This window comes from Cognatilysobacter tabacisoli, assembly GCF_003586305.1.
GTDB classification, from domain to species: Bacteria; Pseudomonadota; Gammaproteobacteria; order Xanthomonadales; family Xanthomonadaceae; genus Cognatilysobacter_A; species Cognatilysobacter_A tabacisoli.
In genome coordinates this window covers 635,745-657,256 of record NZ_QXJI01000001.1, presented here as the reverse complement: position 1 = coordinate 657,256, position 21,512 = coordinate 635,745, and the positions used below count along the sequence as shown (strand labels likewise).

Here is a 21,512-nt window from a genome sequence, read left to right as displayed (position 1 = left end):
TGGATGGGAACGACGGCGACGGGCGCCGTCACTGCTGCAGATGGGCCGGCCCCCGGGGATTTCAAGGGCCAGCGCGCCCGCCGGACTGCGACTAGACTCGCCGTTTCCCCACAGGAGACACCCATGAGCATCCAGATCGGCGACCGCCTGCCCGAGGTTCCGCTGCAGCGCATCCGCGAGGGCATCGAGACGGTCGACACCAACGCCCTGTTCGAGGGCCGCAAGGTGGTGCTGTTCGCCGTGCCCGGCGCGTTCACCCCCACCTGCTCGGAGAAGCATCTGCCCGGCTTCGTCGCGCACTACGACGACTTCATCGCCAAGGGCATCGACGTGGCGTGCATGTCGGTCAACGACCCGTTCGTCATGCAGGCCTGGGGCCAGAGCCAGGAGGTCCCGGCCGGGCTGCAGATGCTCGCCGACGGCAATGGCGACTTCACCCGCGCACTGGGCCTGGAGCTCGATGCCAGCGCCTACGGCATGGGCACGCGCTCGAAGCGCTTCGCCATGTACGTCGACGACGGCGTGGTCCAGCAGCTGTTCGTCGAAGCGCCGGGCGAATTCCGCGTGTCGACCGCCGAGCACATGCTCGACGCGCTGCGCTGAGGGCGCGCCGAAACCAGTGCCGCCGCCGCCCCGTCGCCGCCCATCCGGTGCGACGACCGCTGCAGCCTCCGCCAGGCACGAAGCAGAACGCCACCCGAGGGTGGCGTTCTGTTTGGCGGGTTGGAACGCGGCCTACTCGGCAGGTGACGGCCCGGTTTCGACCTCCGAGCTCGCCGCAGCCGGGCCGATGACGCCGATGCCGCCCGCGTCGATCGCGTCGTCCTCGTCGTCCAGCGACGCGTCGACCCGCTCGATCGCCTGCAGCGTCTCGTCGGCGGCCAGCCTCATCAGGGTCACGCCCTGGGTGTTGCGGCTCACCTGCGAAATCTCGGAGGCACGCGTGCGCACCAGCGTGCCGCCGTCGGAAATCAGCAGCACCTCGTGATGGTCGGACAGCTGCACTGCGCCGACCAGTTCGCCGTTGCGCTCGGTGGTCTTCAGCGCGATCACGCCCTGCGTGCCACGGCCCTTGCGCGGGTACTCGTCGACCGGGGTGCGCTTGCCGTAGCCGCGCGCGCTGGCGGTCAGGATGTCGCCGTCGCCGTCGACCACGATGAGGCTGACGACCTTGGCCCCGCCGGTGACGACCTCGGCCTCGCCGTCTCCATCGCCCTCGACGTCGCCCGCCGCCAGGCGGATGCCGCGCACGCCGGTCGCGGTGCGGCCCATCGAGCGGACCTCGCCTTCGGCGAAGCGCACGGCCTTGCCGTTGCTGGCGAACAGCATGATGTCGCGCTGGCCGTCGGTCAGCGCCACGCCCACGAGCGCGTCGCCGTCGTCGAGGTTGATCGCGATCTTGCCGCGCTGCAGGCGGAACGCGAACTCGGTCAGCGGGGTCTTCTTGACCGTGCCGTTGCGGGTGGCGAAGAACACGTACTTGCCTTCCTCGTACGCGCGCACCGGCACCACCGCCTGCACCTGCTCGCCGGGCTCCAGCGGGATCCAGTTGATGATCGGGCGGCCGCGCGCGTTCGGGCCGGCGTCGGGCAGCTGGTGGACCGACAGCCAGAACACGCGGCCGGCGCTGGTGAAGGTCAGTAGCGTGTCGTGCGTGTTGACCAGCCACAACTGGTCGATGAAATCCTCGTCCTTCGTCGCCGCCGCATTGCGGCCGCGGCCGCCGCGCTTCTGCGCGCGGTACGAGCTGACCGGCTGGCGCTTGGCGTAGCCCGAATGCGACAGGGTCACGACCACGTCTTCCGGCGCGATCAGGTCGAGGATGTCAAGGTCCTCCTCGCTGGCGCGGATCTCGCTGCGGCGCGCGTCGCCGAACTCTTCCTTCAGGTTGCGCAGCTCGGTGCGGATCACTTCCATCAGCACGTCGGGGTTCTCGAGGATCTCGATCAGCCCGCGGATCGTCTCCAGCAGCAGCTTGTACTCGTCGGTCAGCTTCTCCTGCTCTAGCCCGGTCAGGCGGTGCAGGCGCATCTCGAGGATCTGCTGCGCCTGCGTTTCGGTGAGCTGGTAGGCGCCGTCGACCAGCCCCACGCCAAGCGGCAGGTCTTCCGGTCGCGAGGCCTCGCTGCCGGCGGCGGCGAGCAACGCACCGACCAGCCCCGGCTCCCAGGTGCGGGCGAGCATGCGCTCGCGCGCTTCGTTCGGGTTGGCCGACGTCTTGATCAGCTCGATCATCTCGTCGATGTTGGCCAGCGCGACGGTCAGGCCTTCGAGGATGTGCGCGCGGGCGCGGGCCTTGCGCAGTTCGAAGATCGTGCGGCGAGTCACCACCTCGCGGCGGTGGCGGACGAAGGCCTCGAGCATCTGCTTGAGGTTCAGCAGCTGCGGGCGGCCGTCGACCAGCGCCACCATGTTGATGCCGAACACCGACTCCATCTGCGTCTGCGCGTAGAGGTTGTTCAGCACGACGTCGGCCGACTCGCCGCGCTTGACCTCGATGTAGATGCGCATGCCGTCCTTGTCGGACTCGTCGCGCAGCTCGCTGATGCCCTCGAGCTTCTTCTCCTTGACCAGCTCGGCGATCTTCTCGATCAGCCGCGCCTTGTTGACCTGGTACGGGATCTCGGTGACCGCGATCGCCTCGCGGCCGTTGTCGGCCACCTCGATCTCGGCGCGCGCGCGCATCCGCACCCGGCCGCGGCCGCCGTGGTACGCGGCGCGAATGCCGGCGGTGCCGTTGATGATGCCCGCGGTCGGGAAGTCCGGACCCGGGATGAATTCCATCAGCCCGTCGATGTCGATCTGGGGCTGGTCGATCAGCGCGATGGTCGCGTCGACGACCTCGCTGAGGTTGTGCGGCGGGATGTTGGTCGCCATGCCGACCGCGATGCCGGCCGAGCCGTTCACAAGCAGGTTCGGGAAGCGCGACGGCATCACCGTCGGCTCGAGCTCCTTCTCGTCGTAGTTCGGCTGGAAATCGACGGTGTCCTTGTCGATGTCCGCCATCAGCTCGTGGGTCAGGCGCGACATGCGCGCCTCGGTGTAGCGCATCGCCGCGGCGGAGTCGCCGTCGACCGAACCGAAGTTGCCCTGCCCGTCGACCAGCAGGTAGCGCAGCGAGAACGGCTGCGCCATGCGCACCAGCGTGTCGTACACCGACTGGTCGCCGTGCGGGTGGTACTTGCCGATGACGTCGCCGACGATGCGCGCCGACTTGTAGTACGGCTTGTTGCTGTGGGCGCCGAGCTCGTTCATCGCGTACAGCACGCGGCGATGGACCGGCTTGAGGCCGTCGCGCACGTCCGGGAGCGCGCGCCCGACAATCACGCTCATCGCGTAATCGAGGTAGCTGCGGCGCATCTCGTCTTCGAGGTTGACCGGGATGATTTCCTTGGCGAGTTCGGCCATCAGGGTTCCGTGTGCGTTGCGTGGGCGGCGTGCAGGGTCCGTCCGGAACCGAGGCAAAGGCAGGCCCGAGCGGGCATGTCCTGCGGCTCGCTCCGGGCGGCTTCAAAAGACGTGAAATCGTATCACGAAACGGGCCCTGGAAGCCCGCTCATTTCCACGCGGAAACAAGGGCTTACGGTCGATTTTCGAGCCTGCGCTCCAACCGCTGTTCGGTCCGGGTCAGGCGAGGCGAATCGGACCGGTCGGAGTCGTCACCGTCCGCGACCGTCGGCGAGCCTGACTGGCCGACAATCAGCCCCCGAACGCGGCCCGCATCGCGTCCGCATCGGGGCGCTCGATCACCCCGCGCTCGGTGACGATCGCGTCGATCAGCTCGTGCGGGGTCACGTCGAACACCGGGTTCCACGCGGCGATCTCGTTGGCCGCGGTGCGTACGCCGCCGACGCCGAACAGCTCGCCGGGATCGCGCTCCTCGATCTCGATGCGGTCGCCCGACGGCGTGTCCATGTCGACGGTCGAGGCCGGGGCCACCACCATGAACTTGACCCCGTGGTGGCGCGCCGCGATCGCCAGCTGGTAGGTGCCGATCTTGTTCGCGGTGTCGCCGTTGGCGCAGATGCGGTCGGCGCCGACGATCACCCACTGCACCTGGCCGGACTTCATCAGGTGCGAGGCCGCGGCGTCGGCGACGAGGGTCGGCGCAATGCCGTCCTGCTGCAGTTCCCACGCGGTGAGCCGTGCACCCTGCAGCCACGGCCGCGTCTCGCCGGCGAACACGTGCGCGATGCGCTCCTGTGCGACGCCGGCGCGGATGACGCCAAGCGCGGTGCCGAAGCCGGCGGTCGCCAGCGAGCCGGTGTTGCAGTGGGTCATCACTCCGCTGCCGGGCGCGATCAGCGCAGCGCCGAGCGCGCCCATGTGGCGGTTCGCGGCCAGGTCCTCGTCGGCGATCGCCTGCGCTTCGCGCTCGAGCACTTCGCGCCAGTCCGCGCCGGCCGTGGCCAGCACCCGACGCATCCGCGCCAGCGCCCACGCGAGGTTGACCGCCGTCGGCCGCGACGCGTTGAGCCGCTGCAAGGCCGGCTCGATCGCCGCCAGTGCGCTGGCGCCGTCCGGCGCGTCCACCGCGCGGGTGGCCAGCACCGTGCCCCACGCCGCGGCGATGCCGATCGCCGGCGCGCCGCGCACGGTCAGCGAATGGATCGCCTCGGCGACGGCGTCGCTGTCGGTGCAGATCACGTATTCGACGGTGAACGGAAGCTTGCGCTGGTCAAGCAGCTCGAGCGCCTCGCCGGTCCAGCGGATCGGGCGGATGCGGTCGTAGCGGTCGTAATCGATGGCGTTCGTGGCGGGCGTATTCATCCCGCGATTGTAGTGCACGCCCCCGCGGGCCCCGGGCGACGACGACGCCTCAGTTGCCCTCCTGCGCGACCAGTTCGAAGTCCGCGCGGCAGCCGCGCGCGACCCAGATGCCGTCGTCGTCGACGCCCCAGCTGCGGCCCTTGACGCATTCGGCCTTCGACAGCTGGCGGCGCAGTCGCACCGCGGCTTCATCGCTCAGCGCGCAGTGGGTCGAGCGGCCGTCGCGCGATTCGCAGCGCACCACGCGCGCGGCGTCCGGGCGCGGCGCGTCTTCGTCTAGCTTGGCGCGGAAATCGGCCCTGCAGCCGGCCGACACCCAGATGCCCCGATCGTCCCAGCCCCAGGTTTGGCCGAGAATGCACGGCCGATCCGACCGCTGGCGTACGACCTCGAAACCGCTCGACGGGTCGGCCACGCAGTGGCTCCAGCGGTTGCCTAGCGAATCGCAGCGAACGACCTGGGCCCCGTAGCCACCGCGGCTGCTGGCGCCGAACCCGAGCACGAACTCCGCGCGGCAGCCGTCCCTGACCCAGATGCCATCGGGGACCGCGCCCCAACTCTTGCCTTCGACGCACTCGGCGCGCGAAAGCTTGCGGCCGACGCGCACGCCGTTGCGCGTATCCGCGGCGCAGGTGCGCGGCTGCGCGCCGACCGACTCGCAGCGCAGGGTCGTGCCACCGCGAGCCGCGTGCGCAGGCGCCGCCATGCACGACTGTGCCACTGCGATCACGCCGATCAGAATCGCCACGCTGCGCAAATCCACGTCCCCCTTGACGTTCTGCGCGCACTCTAGCGCGGCGGGGTGAAGGAATTCATGACGCAGTGCGGCGGCCCTGGGCTCGCGCGTGAATTCGCTGAGCAGTTCACATCCGGCTGAACCGCGCTGCCCGACGCGCACCGCGCTTGTCGCGCGGACAAAGCTCAGGCGCGGGCGAAATCGAACGCGAGCACGTCGCCGATGCGCGAGGTACCGAGCATGGCCATCAGCAGCCGGTCGACACCCAGCGCGACGCCGGCGCAGCCCGGCAGCCCGCTCGCCAGCGCGGCCAGCAGGTGCTCGTCGCGTGGGGGTATCGCGTCTCCCCTCGTCGCGCGCACGGCCTGATCGCGATCGAAACGCGCGCCCTGCTCGGCCGCGTCGGTCAGTTCGTGGTAGCCGTTGGCGAGTTCGAGCGGCCCGAGGTAGAGCTCGAAGCGCTCCGCCACCGGCGGGTCGTCCTGCCGGATGCGCGCGAGCGCGCACTGCGATGCGGGGTAATCGACGACGGCCAGCAGCTGGTCCGGCGCGAAGCCGGGCTGCAGGCGGTGGGTCATCAGCAGGTCCAGCCAGTCGTCCCGCGTGAGCCCGGCCGGATCGATGACCACGTCGCCCAGCGCCGCGCGCAGCTGGTCATCGCCGGCGGTTTCGATATCGAGCCCGAGGCGATCGCGGAACAGCGCGTGGTAGCTGGTCGTCGACCAGGTGGCGCTGCGCCCGACCAGCGACAGCGCCACCTGCACCAGTTCGGCCGCCTCCGCGACCAGTTGCCGGTGATCCCAGCCCACGCGGTACCACTCGAGCATGGTGAATTCCGGGTTGTGCCGGCCGCCGGTCTCGCCGTCGCGGAACACGCGGCCCAGTTCGTAGCAGTCGCCGATCCCCGCCGCGAGCAGGCGCTTCAGCGCGAACTCCGGCGAGGTGCGCAGCCAGCGCGTGCGCGGCGCGCCGTCGGTGCGCCCGCTGAACGCCAGCGAGAACGAGGCGATGTTCGGGTCGGTGTTGCCGGCCACCGACAGCACCGGCGTCTCGACCTCGAGCACGCCGCGGGCGTGGAAGAACTCTCGGACGAGCCGGTTGAGCCAGGCGCGCAGCCGCACGGCGTCGCGCGTCGCCGACGGCGCCCACGCGGCGCCACCAACGGCAGGCGGCCACTCATCGCCCGGGGTGAACTGCGCCATCGATCAGGCCCCGTTGGCGGCGAGGAACGCCACCAGCTGCGCCTCGTCCCAGACCGGCACGCCGAGTTCGGTGGCCTTGTCGAGCTTGGACCCGGCCGCTTCGCCGGCGACCACGAACGCGGTCTTCTTCGACACGCTGCCGGACACCTTCGCGCCGAGCGCCTCGAGCCGCGCCTTGGCTTCGTCGCGCGTCATCGTCGCCAGCGTCCCGGTCAGCACGGCCGTCTGGCCGTCCAGCGGACCCGTCGCGGTCGACACTGACGCCGGCGTGAGGGCCAGCAGCCGCGTCATCGCGTCGCCGGCCGCCGCCAGAAGCGCCGCATTGGCATCGACCTCCAGCCACGACGCCAGCGCCTGCGCCGACTCGGCCGGCAGGCCGGCGGTCACGAAGTTGTGCTGCGGGGCGTCGAGCAGCGCCGCGGCACTGGGAAACGCCGCGGCCAACTGCTCGGCGCGGATCCGGGTGACCTTCGGGATCTCGAGGTCGACCAGCAGCGTGGCCAGGTCTAACCCGCCGCGCAGCTTCGGCGACGGCGCATGCGCGTCGGTGACAACCAAGCCGCGCGCGAGCAGGTCGTCGATGACCTGCTGGTTGCCCGGCTGGTCGAGGAAATGTCCGATCGCGCGCGCCACTTCGCCGCCGACGTCGGGGACGCGCTTGAACAGCGGCCACGGCAGCCGCCGGATCGTCTCGAGGTCGCCGAACCACGCCGCCAGCGCCTTTGCCGTCGCCTCGCCGACGTGCTGGATGCCGAGCGCGAACAGGAAGCGCTCGAGCGTCGTCGCGCGGCTGCGGTCGATCGCCTCGATCAGGTTGTCGGCCCACTTGGTCGCGACCTTGCCGGCCTTGACGGTCTCCGGCGTGGTGCCGTCGCGCTCGTCGGCGCGGCGCTTCATGTCGACCAGGTCGTCGACCGTAAGCCGGTACAGGTCCGCGACCGACGCGACGTAGCCGAGGTCGCACAGGTCCTCGATGTAGCGGTCGCCGAGTCCCTCGATGTCCATCGCGCGGCGCGACGCAAAGTGGCGGATCGCCTCCTTGCGCTGGGCCGGGCACGACAGCTCGCCCGAGCAGCGCCACGCGGCCTCGCCCTCCTCGCGCACGATCTCCGATCCACACACCGGGCATTGCGCCGGCATCGCCCACGGAGCCGCACCGGCAGGGCGATGCTCGGGCACGACGCGGACGATCTCCGGGATCACGTCGCCGGCGCGGCGCACGATCACCGTATCGCCGACGCGCACGTCGAGCCGCGCGATCTGGTCGGCGTTGTGCAGCGTCGCGTTGGTGACGACGACGCCGGCGACGTGGACCGGGCGCAGTCGCGCGACCGGCGTGGCCGCGCCGGTGCGGCCGATCTGGATGTCGATGCCTTCGAGCACCGTGGCCTGTTCCTGCGCGGGGAACTTGTGCGCGATCGCCCAGCGCGGCGCGCGAGAGACGAATCCCATCTCGCGCTGCCCGGCGTAGTCGTCGAGCTTGTAGACGACGCCGTCGATGTCGAACGCGAGCGCGTCTCGCCGCGCGCCGATGTCGCGGTAATAGCCCAGCAGGCCGTCCACGCCGCGCACGACGCGGCTCTCGGCGCTGACCGGGAAGCCCCAATCGCGCAGCCGCGCCAGCGTCGCCGAATGCGTCGGCGGCAGCTCGGCGCCTTCGACCGCGCCGACGCCGTAGGCGTAGAACGCCAGCGGGCGCTGCGCGGTGATGCGGGGGTCGAGCTGGCGCAGCGAGCCGGCGGCGCCGTTGCGCGGGTTCGCGAGCACCTTGGCGCCGTCGGCAAGCGCGCGCGCGTTGTACGCCTTGAACGCGGCCAGCGGCATGTACACCTCGCCGCGCACCTCGAGCACCTTCGGCCAATCGCGGCCGCGCAGCGCCAGCGGGATGGCCTTGACCGTGCGCAGGTTGGCGGTCACGTCCTCACCGGTCGCGCCGTCGCCGCGGGTGGCGCCCTGGACGAATCGCCCGTCCTCGTAGCGCAGGCTGATCGCCAGTCCGTCGAGCTTGGGCTCGACCGAGAACGCCGGCGCCTCGACGTCGAGCGTCTGCTCGATGCGGCGCACGAAGTCGGCGACCTCCTCGTCGCTGAAGGCATTGCCCAGCGACAGCATCGGCAGCGCGTGCCGGACCTCCGCGAAGGCCGCCGACGGCGCGTTGCCGACCCGCTGGGTCGGCGAATCGGCGACACACAACTCGGGATGCGCGGCCTCCAGCGACTCGAGCTCTCGCAGCAGCGCGTCGTACTCGGCGTCGGCGATCGTCGGGTCGTCGAGCACGTAATAGCGGTGGTTCGCGTCGTCGAGGCGGCGGCGCAGGTCGGCGATGCGGGCGGCGGGATCGTGGGAGGCCATGGCGGTCGAACGGCGACGGGCGTCAGCTGCGGCGCCGCGCGCCGCGTCTTGAGGAAACCGCGCCGACCTCTACGGGCGAACGCGGCGCGGGCGCGGTGGGCGTCTCCGGGCGGGGCCCGGCGGGACGCCGCGGACTCACCAGCGCCCGGGCTTGGTCAGCGGCGGCGCTTCGCGCTGGCGGTCGTAGGCGCGAAGCTCTTCGCGGATGTGGCCGATGCGCTGGCGGCCGAGCGCGTTGCGCTGCTCGTCGAGGACGACTGCATCGAGCAGCTCGGCCATGCGCTGCGCGGTTGGCAGCATCGCCTCCCACGCGTCAAGCGCGGGCACCGGCGCCGGCAGCGTGAGGAAGAACGCGATCGCCGGCGTCTCCAGCGACTGGATGTTGGCCATGTCGAAGCTGCCGGGCTTCATGATGTTGGCGACGCTGAAGACCGGGCCGCGCTCGGGGTGGTTGTCGACGAGGCGGTGGAACACGCCCATGTGGCCGTATGCCAGGCCGGCCTTTTCGGCGGCCACGACGATGTCGGGCCCGAGCAGCTTGCTGCCGGCGCGCGCGGCCAGGTACAGGGTCACGATTTTCTCGAACGACTCGTTGGCGCGGCGACCGACGTCCGGTGCCGACGCTTCCGGCCCGCGCGGCTCCTCGGCCAGGTCGAGCTCGGCCTGTGACGCCGCGTCGTCGAACGGCCGGTCGTTGCGCGCCAGGTCCGCCTCGAGCTGTTCGCCCAGCGTCGGCTCGGCGCTCCTGCCGCCGCGCTCGCGCGGCACCCGCTTGCCCTGCCCCGGCTTTCTCGGGCGGCCGAACAGGTAGATCGCCACGATCAGCACCACGCCCGCGATGCTGAGGATGATGCGCAGCAGCAGGGTCTGTTCTTCGGACATCGGGTTCTCCTGGTTCGGACCGCGTGCGTCGCTTCGGCGTCGCGGTCAGGCCGCGCCGGCCAGGCGGGTCGCCTCGGCCAGGTCGACCGACACCAGCCGGCTGACGCCCGGCTCGCGCATCGTCACGCCCGACAGCTGCTGCGCCGCTTCCATCGTCGCCTTGTTGTGGCTGACGAACAGGAACTGTACCTGCTCGCTCATCTCGCTGACCATCGCGCAGAAGCGGCCGACGTTGGCTTCGTCCAGCGGCGCGTCGACCTCGTCGAGCAGGCAGAACGGCGCCGGGTTGAGCCGGAAGATCGCGAACACGAGCGCCACCGCCGTCATCGCCTTCTCGCCACCGGACAGCAGCGAGATGTTCGACACGCGCTTGCCGGGCGGACGCGCCATGATCGCCACGCCGGTGTCGAGCAGGTCTTCGCCGGTGAGCTCCAGGTACGCGTGGCCGCCGCCGAACAGGCGCGGGTACAGCTCCTGCACGCCGGAATTGACGCGGTCGAAGGTGTCCTTGAAGCGGCCGCGGGTCTCGCGGTCGATCTTGCGGATCGCGTCCTCGAGCGTTTCCAGCGCGGTCGTCAGGTCGGTGTTCTGCGCGTCGAGGTAATCCTTGCGCTGCGCGGCCTCGGCATGCTCGGCGATCGCCGCCAGGTTGACCGGCTCCAGCCGCCGCAGCTTGCCGTCGAGCTCGTTGACCACGCGCTCCCACGCCTGCGCATCGGCATCGTCGGGCAGCGTGTTGGCCACGTCGTCGCGGACGAAGCCGGCCTCCTCGATCGCCGCGGCGATGGTCTCGGCCTTCAGCACCAGCGCCTGCTGGTCGAGACGGCGCTGGCCGATGGCTTCGCGCTGCTGCAGCGCCTGCTCGTCGCGCTGCTGCCGGACCTGCTCGAAGCGGCGCAGGTCGTTGTCGATGCCGTCGAGCGTGGTCCGCGCGTTGGCCAGGTGCTGCTCGGTGACGACGCGCTGTTCCAGCGCCGCCTGGCGCTGCTGCTCGAGCTCCTGCACCGGCGTGTCGCCGTCGGACAGCTGGGTGACGATCTCCTCGAGCCGCGAGTCGAGCTGGCCGCGCTGGCCGCCCATGCGTTCAATGGTCTGGGCCAGGCCGACGATCTGCGTGCGCTGGGCTTCGAGGGTCAGCGCGAGCGCGTGCACGGCGTCGCGCGACTCGCGGGCGAGCTGCCGGGCCTGGTCGCGGGCCTCGGTCAGCGAACGGCGTTCGCCCTCGAGCGCCATCCGCGCGTCCTCGAGCTCGGTCATGCGCATGACCGCCTCTTCCTGGCGCGCGCGGGCCTCGCGACTCTGCTCGCGCGACTCCTCCAGCGCGGCCGCCAGCTGCGCCAGTTCGGCGTCGATCTTCTCGATGCGCCCGCGCGCCGAATCGATCCGCCCCTGCTGCGACTGCAGCTGGCCGGCGAGCTCGGACACGCCGCGGTGCGCCATGTACAGCGCGCGCTGCGCGTCCTCGCGCTGCTGCTCGGCCGCGAGCAGGCGGTCGCGCAGCTGGGTCAGGCCGGAATCGAGCTCGCGCTCGCGGCCCTGCATCGCCTCGATGTCGGAGCGCAGCGCCTGGATGTCCTTCTCGCGCAGCAGCGCGCCCTGCTGGGCACTGCCGGCGCGCAGCACGCGCAGCCAGCCGGCGCCGAGGCGCTCGCCGCCGCGGGTGATGATCGACTCGCCGTCGCCGAGCGACGGCAGCAGCGCGCGCGCCTCGGCCAGCGTCTCGGCCGCATGCAGCTTCGACAGCAGGCGGCGGATCGCCAGCGGGCCGCGCACCTTCGACGCCAGCGAGGTCGGTGCGAACGACGCGTCGCCGCCGGCCGGATCGACCAGCGCCAGCCGGCCGTCGCCGAGCTCGCCGATCGCATCGACAAGCGCCTCGGGCGCGTCGACCAGCACGCCCTCGATCAGCTGCCCGAGCGCGGCTTCGACCGCGTTCTCCCAGCCCGCGTCGACGGTCAGCGTCTCGCCGACGCGCGCCGACGAATCCAGCCCGCGCGACTTCAGCCAGTCCAGCGCGGCGCCCTGCTCCTGCCCGAGCGCGGCGTGCTGCAGCGTCTCCAGCGACGACAGGCGGCCGCGCGCGGCCTGCGCCTGCTTGCGCAGGTCGGCCAACTCGGCCTGCATCGCCCGCTGCTGGTCCTGAAGCTGGCCGACCGCGGACTTGCGGGCTTCGACGTCGTCGCCGAGGGCCTCGAGCGACAGCTTCTGGGTTTCGTGCTGCTCCTGCAGCCCGGCGAACGACTCCGACAGCGCGGTCAGGTCGAGGCCGGCGTGTTCGGCGGCGAGCGCTTCGCGGCGGCGGTCGGCGTCCATGACGCGGCGGTCGAGGCCCTCGATGCGGGCGCGTTCGACGTCGGCGGCGCGCGCGGCCTCGGACTGGGCGCGCGCGTGCGCGTCCCAGCGCTGCTGCCAGTCGGTGAGCCGCGCCTCGGCGTCGCGCAGTGCGTCCTGGCGCGCGGCGTCTTCCTCGCGCATCGCCTCCAGTCGCGGCTCGGACTCCTCGACCGCGGCGCGCAGCACGTCGAGCCGCGCCTGGTCGCTGCCCATGTGCGACACCAGCTCGCTGAGCTGGGTCTGCGCCTCGTCGCGCGCGCGCTGCAGCCGCGACGACAGCTCGCGCTGGTGCTGGATCTGCTGCTCGACCCGGGCCAGCGTGCCGCCGACCTCGTAGCTGGCCGCCTGCGCCTTGTTCAGCGCCTCGGCGGCCTCCTCGCGGCGCACGCGCCCGGTCTCGATCTCGCGCTCGGCCTCGCGCTGCTCGGCGATCAGCTGCTGCAGCCGGGTTTCCTGCTGCGACAGCTTCTCGCGCTGCGACTGCAGCTTGGCGTCGAGGGCACGGTACTCGAGCGTCTTCCACTCGGCGTCCTTGACCCGGCGCTCGGCCTGGATCGCCTGGTACTGCTCGGCCTGGCGGGCCTGGCGGCGCAGGTGTTCGAGCTGCTTGCCGACTTCCTCGCGCAGGTCGTTGAGGCGGTCGAGGTTCTCGCGCGTGTGGCGGATGCGGGTCTCGGTCTCCTTGCGGCGCTCCTTGTACTTGGAGATGCCGGCGGCCTCCTCGAGGTAGACGCGCAGTTCCTCGGGCTTGGCCTCGATGATCTGGCTGATCATCCCCTGCTCGATGATCGAGTAGCTGCGCGGGCCCAGGCCGGTGCCGAGGAACAGGTCGGTGATGTCGCGACGGCGGCACTTGGCGCCGTTGAGGTAGTACTGGCTCTGGCCGTCGCGGCTGACCACGCGCTTGACCGAAATTTCGTTGAACGCGGCGTACTCGCCGGTGATGGTGTGGTCGGAGTTGTCGAAGATCAGCTCGACCTGCGCCTGCGACACCGGCTTGCGCGCCGACGAGCCGGCGAAGATCACGTCGGTCAGCGAGTCGCCGCGCAGCCGGCTGGCCGAACTCTCGCCCATGACCCAGCGCACGGCGTCGATGATGTTGGACTTGCCGCAGCCGTTGGGACCGACGATGCCGGTCATGTTGGTCGGCAGGTGGAGCGTCGTGGGATCGACGAAGGACTTGAAGCCGGAGAGCTTGATCGTGGACAGACGCATGCGGCGGGATGGCCTCCGGCACGTGCCCTGTCGCACGTGACCGTAATACAAACTGGGTTAGGAATCCCGTCTATCCGATTGATTCAAATAGGCGGTTGACGGCTCTGCGGCCGAGCTTCCACGCGAGTATAGCGGGCCCGCCGAAGCCGGTGCGGACGCCTTGCGCGCCGCCTCCGGGCCTGATTCTAGAGAGGGTCGGCAAGCCGCGATCGGCCTGCACGGACCCGCGCCTGCCGTCAGCCCGCCTCGCGCACGCCGCCGACCCGCCGCCCCTGCGGACCCGCGTTGGCGAGCGCCGCCGCGACGCGGGAGGCCGTGCTGTCCCGGACGGTCAGCGTCGGCACCAGGGCTTCCGTCACGACCATCGCCGGGCTGCCGCCCTCGCCGAGCGACGCGAGCAGGCGTCGCACCGCCCGCCGCCCGAGCTCCGCGCCGTCGACGCGCATCGTCGTCAGCCCCGGGGTGGCGAGGCCGGCCTCGACCGTGTCGTCGTAGCCGACCACGCTCAGCGAATCGGGCACCGACACGCCGGTGCGGGCAAAGGCGTGCAGGCAGCCCAGCGCCGTCTGGTCGTTGCCGGCGAAGACCGCGTCGGGAAGTTCCGGCGCGCCCATCAGCGTCAGCGCCGCGCGGATGCCCGAGGTGCGGTCGAAATCGCCCGGCACGACGCACGGCTCGACGCGGGGCAGCAGGCGCGCCATGGCCTCCAGGTAGCCGCCGAGCCGCTCGCGTGCCGGCGCATGCCCCGACGGACCGGCGATGAACGCGATGCGCTGGTGCCCGATGGCGACCAGGTGCTCGACCATTGCCATCGCGCCGGCGTGGTGGTCGATGGCCACCGCGGGCGCGCCCGGCGACAGGGCGGTGCCGATCTGCAGCAGCGGCTCTTCGACCCCGGCCCGCAGCGCCGCGTCGGCATTGCCCATCACGACCAGCCCGTCGACGCGCCCGTGCATCGCGCGCATCGCCGCGAGCATCGCGTCGTCATCGGCGTGGTGCGCGGCCAGCAGCAGGTGGTGGTCCGCGTTACGCGCTGCATCGTCCATGCCGCGCAGCAGGTCGTGGAAGAACCCGGCCGCAAGTCGCGGCAGCACGATGCCCAGCGTGTTGGTGCGGCGGCGGCTCAGGCTGCGGGCGCCGGCGTGCGGGGTGTACTGCAGCTGGCGGGCGGCTTCGGCGACGCGCTCGCGCACCGCCTCGGCCACGTGGCCCTGTCCGTTGAGCGCGCGCGACACCGTCGCGACCGATACCTGTGCGAGCCGCGCGACGTCGCGAATCGTGATTGCTGCCATGGTCCTTGGCTGCCTCGTGGGGTCCGTGGCGCCGACTTTAGCTTGCCGGTCCGCACGCGCGAAGCCCCGGCCCGGCCCCCAACGGCTGCGCGCGGCCGTCAGCCCGCCGCGTCGAGCCGCTCGCCGGTCGCGGCATCGAACCAGTGCAGGTGCGCCGGCGCGACGGCCAGGCGCAGCCGCTGCCCGACGTCGACCGCGGCTTCGGGCGCCAGCCGCGCGACCATCGGGTGCGGGCCCAGCCGCAGGTTGATGAAGGTCTCGCTGCCGATCGGCTCGACCACGTCGACCTCGGCCTCGAACCCGCCGCCGTCCGCCGCCGGCAGCAGGTGCTCCGGGCGCACGCCCATCGCGACCTCGCGGCCCAGCCACGCGTCGGCAACCCCCGAGGCGAGCGGGTCGATCGGCAGCCGCAGGCCGTCGCCGAGGTAGAGGGCGACGCCGCCGGCCTGCACGAGCCGTCCGCGCAGCACGTTCATCGCCGGGCTGCCGAGGAACGTCGCGACGAACAGGTTGGCCGGGCGCCGGTACAGCGCCATCGGCGTGTCGATCTGCTGGATCTGCCCGTCCTTCAGCACGACGATGCGCTGGCCGAGCGTCATCGCCTCGATCTGGTCGTGGGTGACGTACACCATCGTCGCGCCGAGCCTGCGGTGCAGGCGCGCGATCTCGACCCGCATGCCGCTGCGCAGCTTGGCGTCGAGGTTCGACAGCGGCTCGTCGAGGAGGAATACCTGCGGGTGGCGCACGAGCGCGCGCCCGAGCGCCACGCGCTGGCGCTGGCCGCCCGACAGCGCCGCCGGCTTGCGGTCGAGCAGCGCATCGAGCTCCAGCATCGCCGCGGCCTCGCCGACGCGCGCGGCGATGTCGGGCTTCGACAGGCCCCGCAGCTTCAGCGCGAAGCCGAGGTTTTCGGCGACCGTCATGTGCGGATACAGCGCGTAGCTCTGGAACACCATCGCGATGTCGCGGTCCTTCGGCGGCAGCTCGTTGACCCGGCGGTCGCCGATTCGCAGCTCGCCGTCGGTGATCGTTTCGAGGCCGGCGATCATCCGCAGCAGGGTCGACTTGCCGCAGCCGGACGGCCCGACCAGCACCAGCAGCTCGCCGTCGGCGACCTGGAACGTCGCGTCGGCCACGCCGACGAACCCGTTCGGGTAGACCTTGCGCACGCGGGTCAGCGACACACTCGCCATCTATCGGTTCTCCCTGCCGTCGCGTCCGCGCGACCCGTCCCGACCCCCGGTGCAATTGCCCCGGGGCTCGGCTATTCTGCCCATGTAATCGTTTTCACGCCCGCCACGCAACGTCGCCTGCCACGGAGGCAAGTCGCAATGAGCCACGCCCCGGTCTTTCCCGATGGTTTCCTGTGGGGGGCGGCGACGGCCGCGCACCAGATCGAAGGCTCGCCGCTGGCCGACGGTGCCGGCCCGAGCATCTGGACCCGCTTCGCCCACACGCCGGGAATGATGCTCAACGGCGACACCGGCGACGTCGCGTGCGACCACTACCGCCGCTGGAAGGACGACGTGAAGCTGATGCGCGAGCTGGGCCTGCAGGCCTACCGCTTCAGCGTGTCGTGGTCGCGGATCCTGCCCGACGGCACCGGGCGGGTGAACCCGGCGGGCGTCGACTTCTACTCGCGGCTGGTCGACGAGCTGCTGGCCAACGGCATCGAGCCGCTGCTGACGCTGTACCACTGGGACCTGCCGGCCGCGCTCGACGACCGCGGCGGCTGGCTCAACCGCGACAGTGCGGACTGGTTCGCCGAGTACGGCAGCGTGCTGTTCCGCGCCCTCGACGGCCGGGTCAAGAAGTGGGTCACGCTCAACGAACCATGGGTGATCACCGACGGCGGCTACCTGCACGGCGCGCTGGCGCCGGGCCACCGCAGCCGCTACGAAGCGCCGATCGCCAGCCACAACCTGATGCGCGCGCATGGCGCGGCGGTGAAGGCCTACCGCGACATCGGCAAGCACGAGATCGGCCTGGTAGTGAACATCGAACCCAAGTACCCGGCCAGCGACTCGGCCGAGGACGCGGCCGCAGTCCGCCGCGCGCACGCGTACATGAACGAGCAGTACCTGCACCCCGCCCTGCTCGGCCACTACCCGGCCGAACTGCAAGAGATCTTCGGCGACGCATGGCCGGACTGGCCGGCGGCCGACTTCGACCTTATCCGTCAGAAGCTCGACTTCGTCGGCATCAACTACTACACCCGCAGCGTGACCCGCGCCGCCGAGAGCTACCCGCTCAACACCGGCGTGGTGCGCCAGCCGCTGGGCACGTACACCGAGACCGGCTGGGAGGTCTTCCCGAAGGGCCTGACCGATCTGCTGCTGTGGTTCAAGCAGACCTACGGCGACCTGCCGGTCTACATCACCGAGAACGGCGCGGCGTTCTTCGACCCGCCGACCGCCAGCGTCGACGAGACCGGCGCGCGCCGCGTACGTGACCCGCTTCGCATCGACTACCTGCGCCAGCACCTCGGCGCGATCTACGACGCGATCCAGGCCGGCGTCGACATCCGCGGCTACATGCTGTGGTCGCTGATGGACAACCTGGAATGGTCGCTCGGCTACTCCAAGCGATTCGGCATGGTGCACGTGAACTACGGCACGCAGGAGCGCACGCCGAAGGACAGCGCGCGCTGGTACTCGAACGTCATTGCCACGCACGGCCGCTCGCTGGCCGACCCGCTGCCGTACTGACCCGGTCCCGCGCCGTGCGCGTCACGGCCGCTCGACCGTGGCGCGCGCCGGCAGGCGCTTGATGCGCAGCTCGCCCTCGTCCAGCTTCACCGCGCGACCGTCGAGCGTCGCCGCGCCGTTGCGCCAGCCCGGCGGCAGCGACACCACCAGCCCGCCCGCCGGAAGCTTCAGCCCGGCCGGCACGTCCAGCGCCAGCGCGCTGCCCTCGGCCCGGAGCGTGTACGCCAGCGGCCCGTAAGGCGTGCGCAGGTTCGCCACCTGCACGCCGTCGGCGGCGACCCAGGCGTCCGGAATCCCGGCGGCGATCACCAGCGCGTCGTCGCGCTCGCGGGTGTACGCGAACAGGTCCAGCGCCGAGCGCACGTAGTCCGACTCCACCCACGCGTGCGGCAGGTCGCCGACGAAGAACGGCGTGCGCGGCGTGCGCGAGACCACCTCGGCCCACTGGTTCCAGCCGCGCGGCTGCTGGTCGGCGAAGAAGAAGTCCAGCGCCTCGTGCGCGCGATCGCGCCAGCCGAGCCGCACGAACGTCCCGACGGTGCGCAGCTCGTACGGCGTGTAGTCCTTCCACTCGCGCGTGCCGTCGCGACGGGCGACGAACTCGCGCCAGTAGCGCTCGAAGGTGCCGAGCAGCTTGTCCTGCGGGAGCCGGTGCTGCTCGCCGCCCGGCGCGAGCGCGATCGTGGTCGAAGTCGCGTCGAAGTCGCCGAGCTCGGCCGCGCCCGGCAGGTAGCCGATGCCGTGCTGGCGCGTGGCGGCCTCGAGCGACGCCACGAGGTCCGCGGCGAACTGGTCGCGCGACGCCGCGAAACGCCGCGCGTCGCGCTCGCGCCCGAGCCACTGCGCGATCTGCACCGCATCCTTGTAGCCACGCAGCGCCCAGAAGTTGTCCCAATACGAGTGCATGGGCTTGGCCGAGTAGCCTTCGTGGCTGATCGAGGCCGGCATCATTCCGTAGAACGCCGGGTTGACCGCGCGGTTGGCGGCGGTGCGCTCGCTCAGCCGCAGCTCGTCCATGTACTTCACCGCGCCGACCACGTTCGGCCACAGATCCTCGAGCAAACGGCGGTCGCGGGTGTAGCGGTAGACCTCGGCGACGGTGAACACCAGCTCGCCGTGGCTGTCGTTCTCCGGCACCGGATCGCTGCCGCGGTCGTCGACGCAGCATGGGACCTTGCCGTTGTCGAACTGGTATGGCGCGTACCACCGCAGGAACTCCTCGGCGACGTCCTCGCGGCCCATCCGCAGCAGCCCCTCGCCGATCATCGCGCCGTCGCGGATCCACGCGCGCGCGTACGAGCGCGTGCCCGGCTGCAGGCGCGGGCCGATGCGGCTGATCAGCATGTGCGCCAGCCCCGTGCGCAGCGTGTCGACCACGCCCCGCCCGGCCTCGGGCACGCGCAGCGTCACGCGATCGAGCGCCTCGCGCCACTGCGCCGCGACCTCGTCCTGCAGCGCCGCGGCGCTCGCGGCCGGATCGGGCGCGGCGCCGCTCAGGCCGCTGCGCCAGTCGAACTCGCGGCTCTCGCCCGGCTGCAGCCGCACGGTGTAGAACACGGCGCCCGAGGCGAGGCCGGTCGGATCATCGACGCTCGCGCGGCCGGCGAGCGGCCAGGACGCGGGCTTCGCGCCGGAGCGCGTCAGGGCGAAGCGCGACCAGTCCGTCGCACGCAGCCGCTCGACGATCTCGCCCTGGTCGAAGGTCGACGCCAGCGCATGGTCGCCCGGCGACGTCAGCCGCACGTCGCGCCCTGCACCGCGCCAGCCGCCCGCATCGACCGCGAGCGCGCGGATCGGGCTGACGCCGCCGGTCACGCTGAGGAACTGCGTCGGCGGATTGACCTGCAGCGGCCGCGCGGCCAACGCCAGCGTGTAGTCGCGAGCGGTGGCACCGGTGTTGGTCAGCCGGTAGCGGCCGACGAGCTGCGAGCGCTCCGGCGTGCCGTGCGCGAACGCGGTGACGTCGAGCGCGAAGTCCGGGTGGGTCCAGCGCACGCTCGGGATCGGCAGGTAGCCGTCCTGCAGCGACTGCGCCGTCTCGACGTCGGCCCAGGTCACCAGCCGCCCAGCGCTGACCACGAACGGCTCGATGCTGAAGCTGCCCTTGCCCAGCTCGATCGCGCCGTCCTCGCCTATCAGGCCCTGGTCCGGCCCGCCGTCGATGCCGACCACGGTCCAGTAGGGCTGCTCGCCATGGAATCCTCGCGGGTACGTGCCGCGCGGCGAGGCCTGCGCGATCGACTTGACGAAGTCGTTCGCCGTCGCGGCAAAGGCCAGCGGTTCGACCGTGACTTCGGCCAGCCCGATGCGCGCGCCCTCGCCCGCCTCGACGTCCACGCGGACGTAGCGTGCCTCCGATTCCGGCAGCGCGATCGGGTCGAGGCCGCCGTTGCCGTCGACGACGCGGCGCGCGGGCCGCCAGTCGGCTGCGTCGTCCGACAGCGAAATCGCATAGCGCGTCGCCGCCTCGTCGGGCGCCCAGCGCAGGCGCAGCCCGCCGAACTCGCGCATCCGGCCCAAGTCCAGCGTCAGCGATGCGGCGGTGCCCGCCGGCACGCGCCAGCGCGTCGCCTCCGAGCCATCGACCGCCAGCGACGCCGGCGCATGCGCCACCGTGGCCGAGGCCAGCGGCCGCGGCGGCGGGTCGGTCTCGAGCGGCCGCTCGCGGAACGTCAGCGTGTCGAAGCAGACCGAGCCCTTGCCTCCGGCGCTGTTGTACACGGTGAACTCGAGTCTGGCGCTGCGGCGCAGGGTCGGGTCAGGCGCCGGCCCCCACGCGCGCGAGATGTGGCGGCGCTTGTGCACGACCGGAGTCCACTCGCCGGGAAACGCCACCCGCGTGCGGTTGACCCACCACACGTTGTCGCCGCTGGCGTCGACCAGCTTGAACTGCAGGTCGTTGGCCGGCGACTCGCCGCGCAGGCGGTACGCAAACTCGTAGTCGGCCGGGTACTCGAGCGACAGGTCGCGCTGCAGCCCGGCGTAGCCGGATACGCCGTTGAAGTCGTAGTCCAGGCACAGCGCAGCGCCCTGGTCGCCGTCGACACGGCGCAACGTGCCGCTGACCTGGTCGGAGGTGACGACGCGCCAAGTCCCGGGTGATTCGAAATCGTCCAGCACGCGCGGCGCAGCGCGCTCCTGCGCCAGCGCACCCAGCGGAACCAGCGCCGCCAACGCGGCCGCGACACGCCATGCCTTCACCCTTTGACGCTCCCCACCAGCAGGCCCTGCAGGTAGTAGCGCTGCAGCACCAGGAACAGCAGCAGCACCGGCAGCACGGTGACGACCGAGCCGGCCATCATCAGCTCGTTGTCCTGCACGTGCTCGCGCGACAGCGACGCCAGCGCCACCGGCAGCGTGTACAGGTCGCCGTCGCTGAGCACGATCAGCGGCCACATGAAGTCGTTCCACGCGGCCAGGAACACGAATATCGCCAGCGTCACCAGGATCGGCTTGAGCACCGGCAGCACGATCTGGAAGAAGATCCGGAACTCGCCGGCGCCGTCGATACGGGCCGCTTCCAGCAGCTCGTCCGGGATCGAGCGCGCGTACTGCCGCACCAGGAAGATGCCGAAGATGCCGGCCATGCCCGGCACGATCGCGCCGGCGTAGCTGTTGACCAGCCCGGCCTGCTTGAGCATCAGGAACAGCGGCATCATCGTCACCTGCGCCGGGATCACCAGCGCCGCCAGCAGCAGCCGGAACACGCGATCGCGGCCGGCGAAGCGCAGCTTCGCGAACGCGTAGCCGGCCATCGTGTTGAGCAGCAGCGCGATCAGCGTCGTCAGGCTGGCGACCAGCACGCTGTTGAGCAGGTAGCGGCCCATGCCGGCACGCGCGAACAGCTCGTGGAAGTTGTGCAGCGTCGGCTTGGAGGGCAGCAGCGGCGGCGGGAACTGGCTGGCCTCGCCCGGCTGCATGAACGCCACCGACAGCATCCACAGCAGCGGCGCGGCGCTGATCACCGCCAGCGCGACCAGCAGGCCGTTGACGATCGCCCTGGCCAGCCTCGGGCTCATGC

General features: G+C 71.5%; 13 protein-coding genes. 2 read left to right on the top strand and 11 right to left on the bottom strand.

Features of this window, described 5'->3' with window-relative positions; genetic code table 11:
- The first annotated feature begins 123 nt into the window (after positions 1-123).
- The gene (locus tag D3A60_RS07585) at positions 124-603 is read left to right on the top strand and encodes a peroxiredoxin (RefSeq protein ID WP_119718095.1); all 480 of its coding nucleotides are present in this window, start codon (positions 124-126) and stop codon (positions 601-603) included.
- Between the two features lie 132 nt (positions 604-735).
- On the opposite strand, the gene gyrA is transcribed toward D3A60_RS07585, so the two are convergent.
- The 9 genes from gyrA to D3A60_RS07540 all read right to left on the bottom strand — a co-directional run bounded on the left by gyrA (position 736) and on the right by D3A60_RS07540 (position 15,976).
- Positions 736-3,408, bottom strand: coding sequence for a DNA gyrase subunit A (gene gyrA / locus D3A60_RS07580; protein WP_119718094.1), 2,673 nt, complete (start codon positions 3,406-3,408; stop codon positions 736-738).
- A gap of 291 nt (positions 3,409-3,699) precedes the next feature.
- Positions 3,700-4,770: an S-methyl-5-thioribose-1-phosphate isomerase gene (gene mtnA, locus D3A60_RS07575; protein WP_119718093.1), complete on the bottom strand. Its 1,071-nt coding sequence runs from the start codon at positions 4,768-4,770 to the stop codon at positions 3,700-3,702.
- 49 nt (positions 4,771-4,819) lie between these two features.
- Positions 4,820-5,518 (bottom strand): DUF3011 domain-containing protein, encoded by a 699-nt coding sequence (locus D3A60_RS07570; RefSeq protein ID WP_196778688.1) that lies wholly within the window; start codon positions 5,516-5,518, stop codon positions 4,820-4,822.
- Positions 5,519-5,691: 173 nt separating this feature from the next.
- Positions 5,692-6,708 (bottom strand): EF-P lysine aminoacylase EpmA, encoded by a 1,017-nt coding sequence (gene epmA, locus D3A60_RS07565; RefSeq protein ID WP_119718091.1) that lies wholly within the window; start codon positions 6,706-6,708, stop codon positions 5,692-5,694.
- Between the two features lie 3 nt (positions 6,709-6,711).
- Positions 6,712-9,060 carry an NAD-dependent DNA ligase LigA gene (ligA, locus tag D3A60_RS07560; protein WP_119718090.1) on the bottom strand — a complete coding sequence of 783 codons (2,349 nt, stop codon included), beginning with the start codon at positions 9,058-9,060 and terminating at the stop codon, positions 6,712-6,714.
- A gap of 135 nt (positions 9,061-9,195) precedes the next feature.
- Complete coding sequence (zipA, locus tag D3A60_RS07555; RefSeq protein WP_119718089.1) at positions 9,196-9,942, bottom strand: cell division protein ZipA; 747 nt, start codon at positions 9,940-9,942, stop codon at positions 9,196-9,198.
- A 45-nt stretch (positions 9,943-9,987) separates the two neighbouring features.
- Entirely contained in the window at positions 9,988-13,491 is a 3,504-nt protein-coding gene (gene smc, locus D3A60_RS07550; RefSeq protein WP_119718088.1) for a chromosome segregation protein SMC, read from the bottom strand.
- 236 nt (positions 13,492-13,727) lie between these two features.
- On the bottom strand, positions 13,728-14,783 hold the full coding sequence (locus D3A60_RS07545) for a LacI family DNA-binding transcriptional regulator (protein ID WP_119718087.1): 1,056 nt from the start codon (positions 14,781-14,783) through the stop codon (positions 13,728-13,730).
- 98 nt (positions 14,784-14,881) lie between these two features.
- On the bottom strand, positions 14,882-15,976 hold the full coding sequence (locus tag D3A60_RS07540) for an ABC transporter ATP-binding protein (protein ID WP_119718086.1): 1,095 nt from the start codon (positions 15,974-15,976) through the stop codon (positions 14,882-14,884).
- Positions 15,977-16,114: 138 nt separating this feature from the next.
- Here D3A60_RS07540 and D3A60_RS07535 point away from each other — a divergent pair, with 138 nt between their 5' ends.
- Positions 16,115-17,491, top strand: a complete 1,377-nt coding sequence (locus D3A60_RS07535) for a GH1 family beta-glucosidase (protein WP_119718085.1) — start codon at positions 16,115-16,117, stop codon at positions 17,489-17,491.
- Positions 17,492-17,512: 21 nt separating this feature from the next.
- Here D3A60_RS07535 and D3A60_RS07530 read toward each other — a convergent pair whose 3' ends face one another.
- Together D3A60_RS07530 and D3A60_RS07525 are read right to left on the bottom strand one after the other, a co-directional pair.
- Complete coding sequence (locus D3A60_RS07530) at positions 17,513-20,692, bottom strand: discoidin domain-containing protein (RefSeq protein WP_455423423.1); 3,180 nt, start codon at positions 20,690-20,692, stop codon at positions 17,513-17,515.
- Positions 20,689-21,510, bottom strand: coding sequence for a carbohydrate ABC transporter permease (locus D3A60_RS07525; protein WP_119718084.1), 822 nt, complete (start codon positions 21,508-21,510; stop codon positions 20,689-20,691). The genes D3A60_RS07530 and D3A60_RS07525 overlap by 4 nt, the downstream gene beginning before the upstream one ends.
- Positions 21,511-21,512 lie beyond the last annotated feature (2 nt).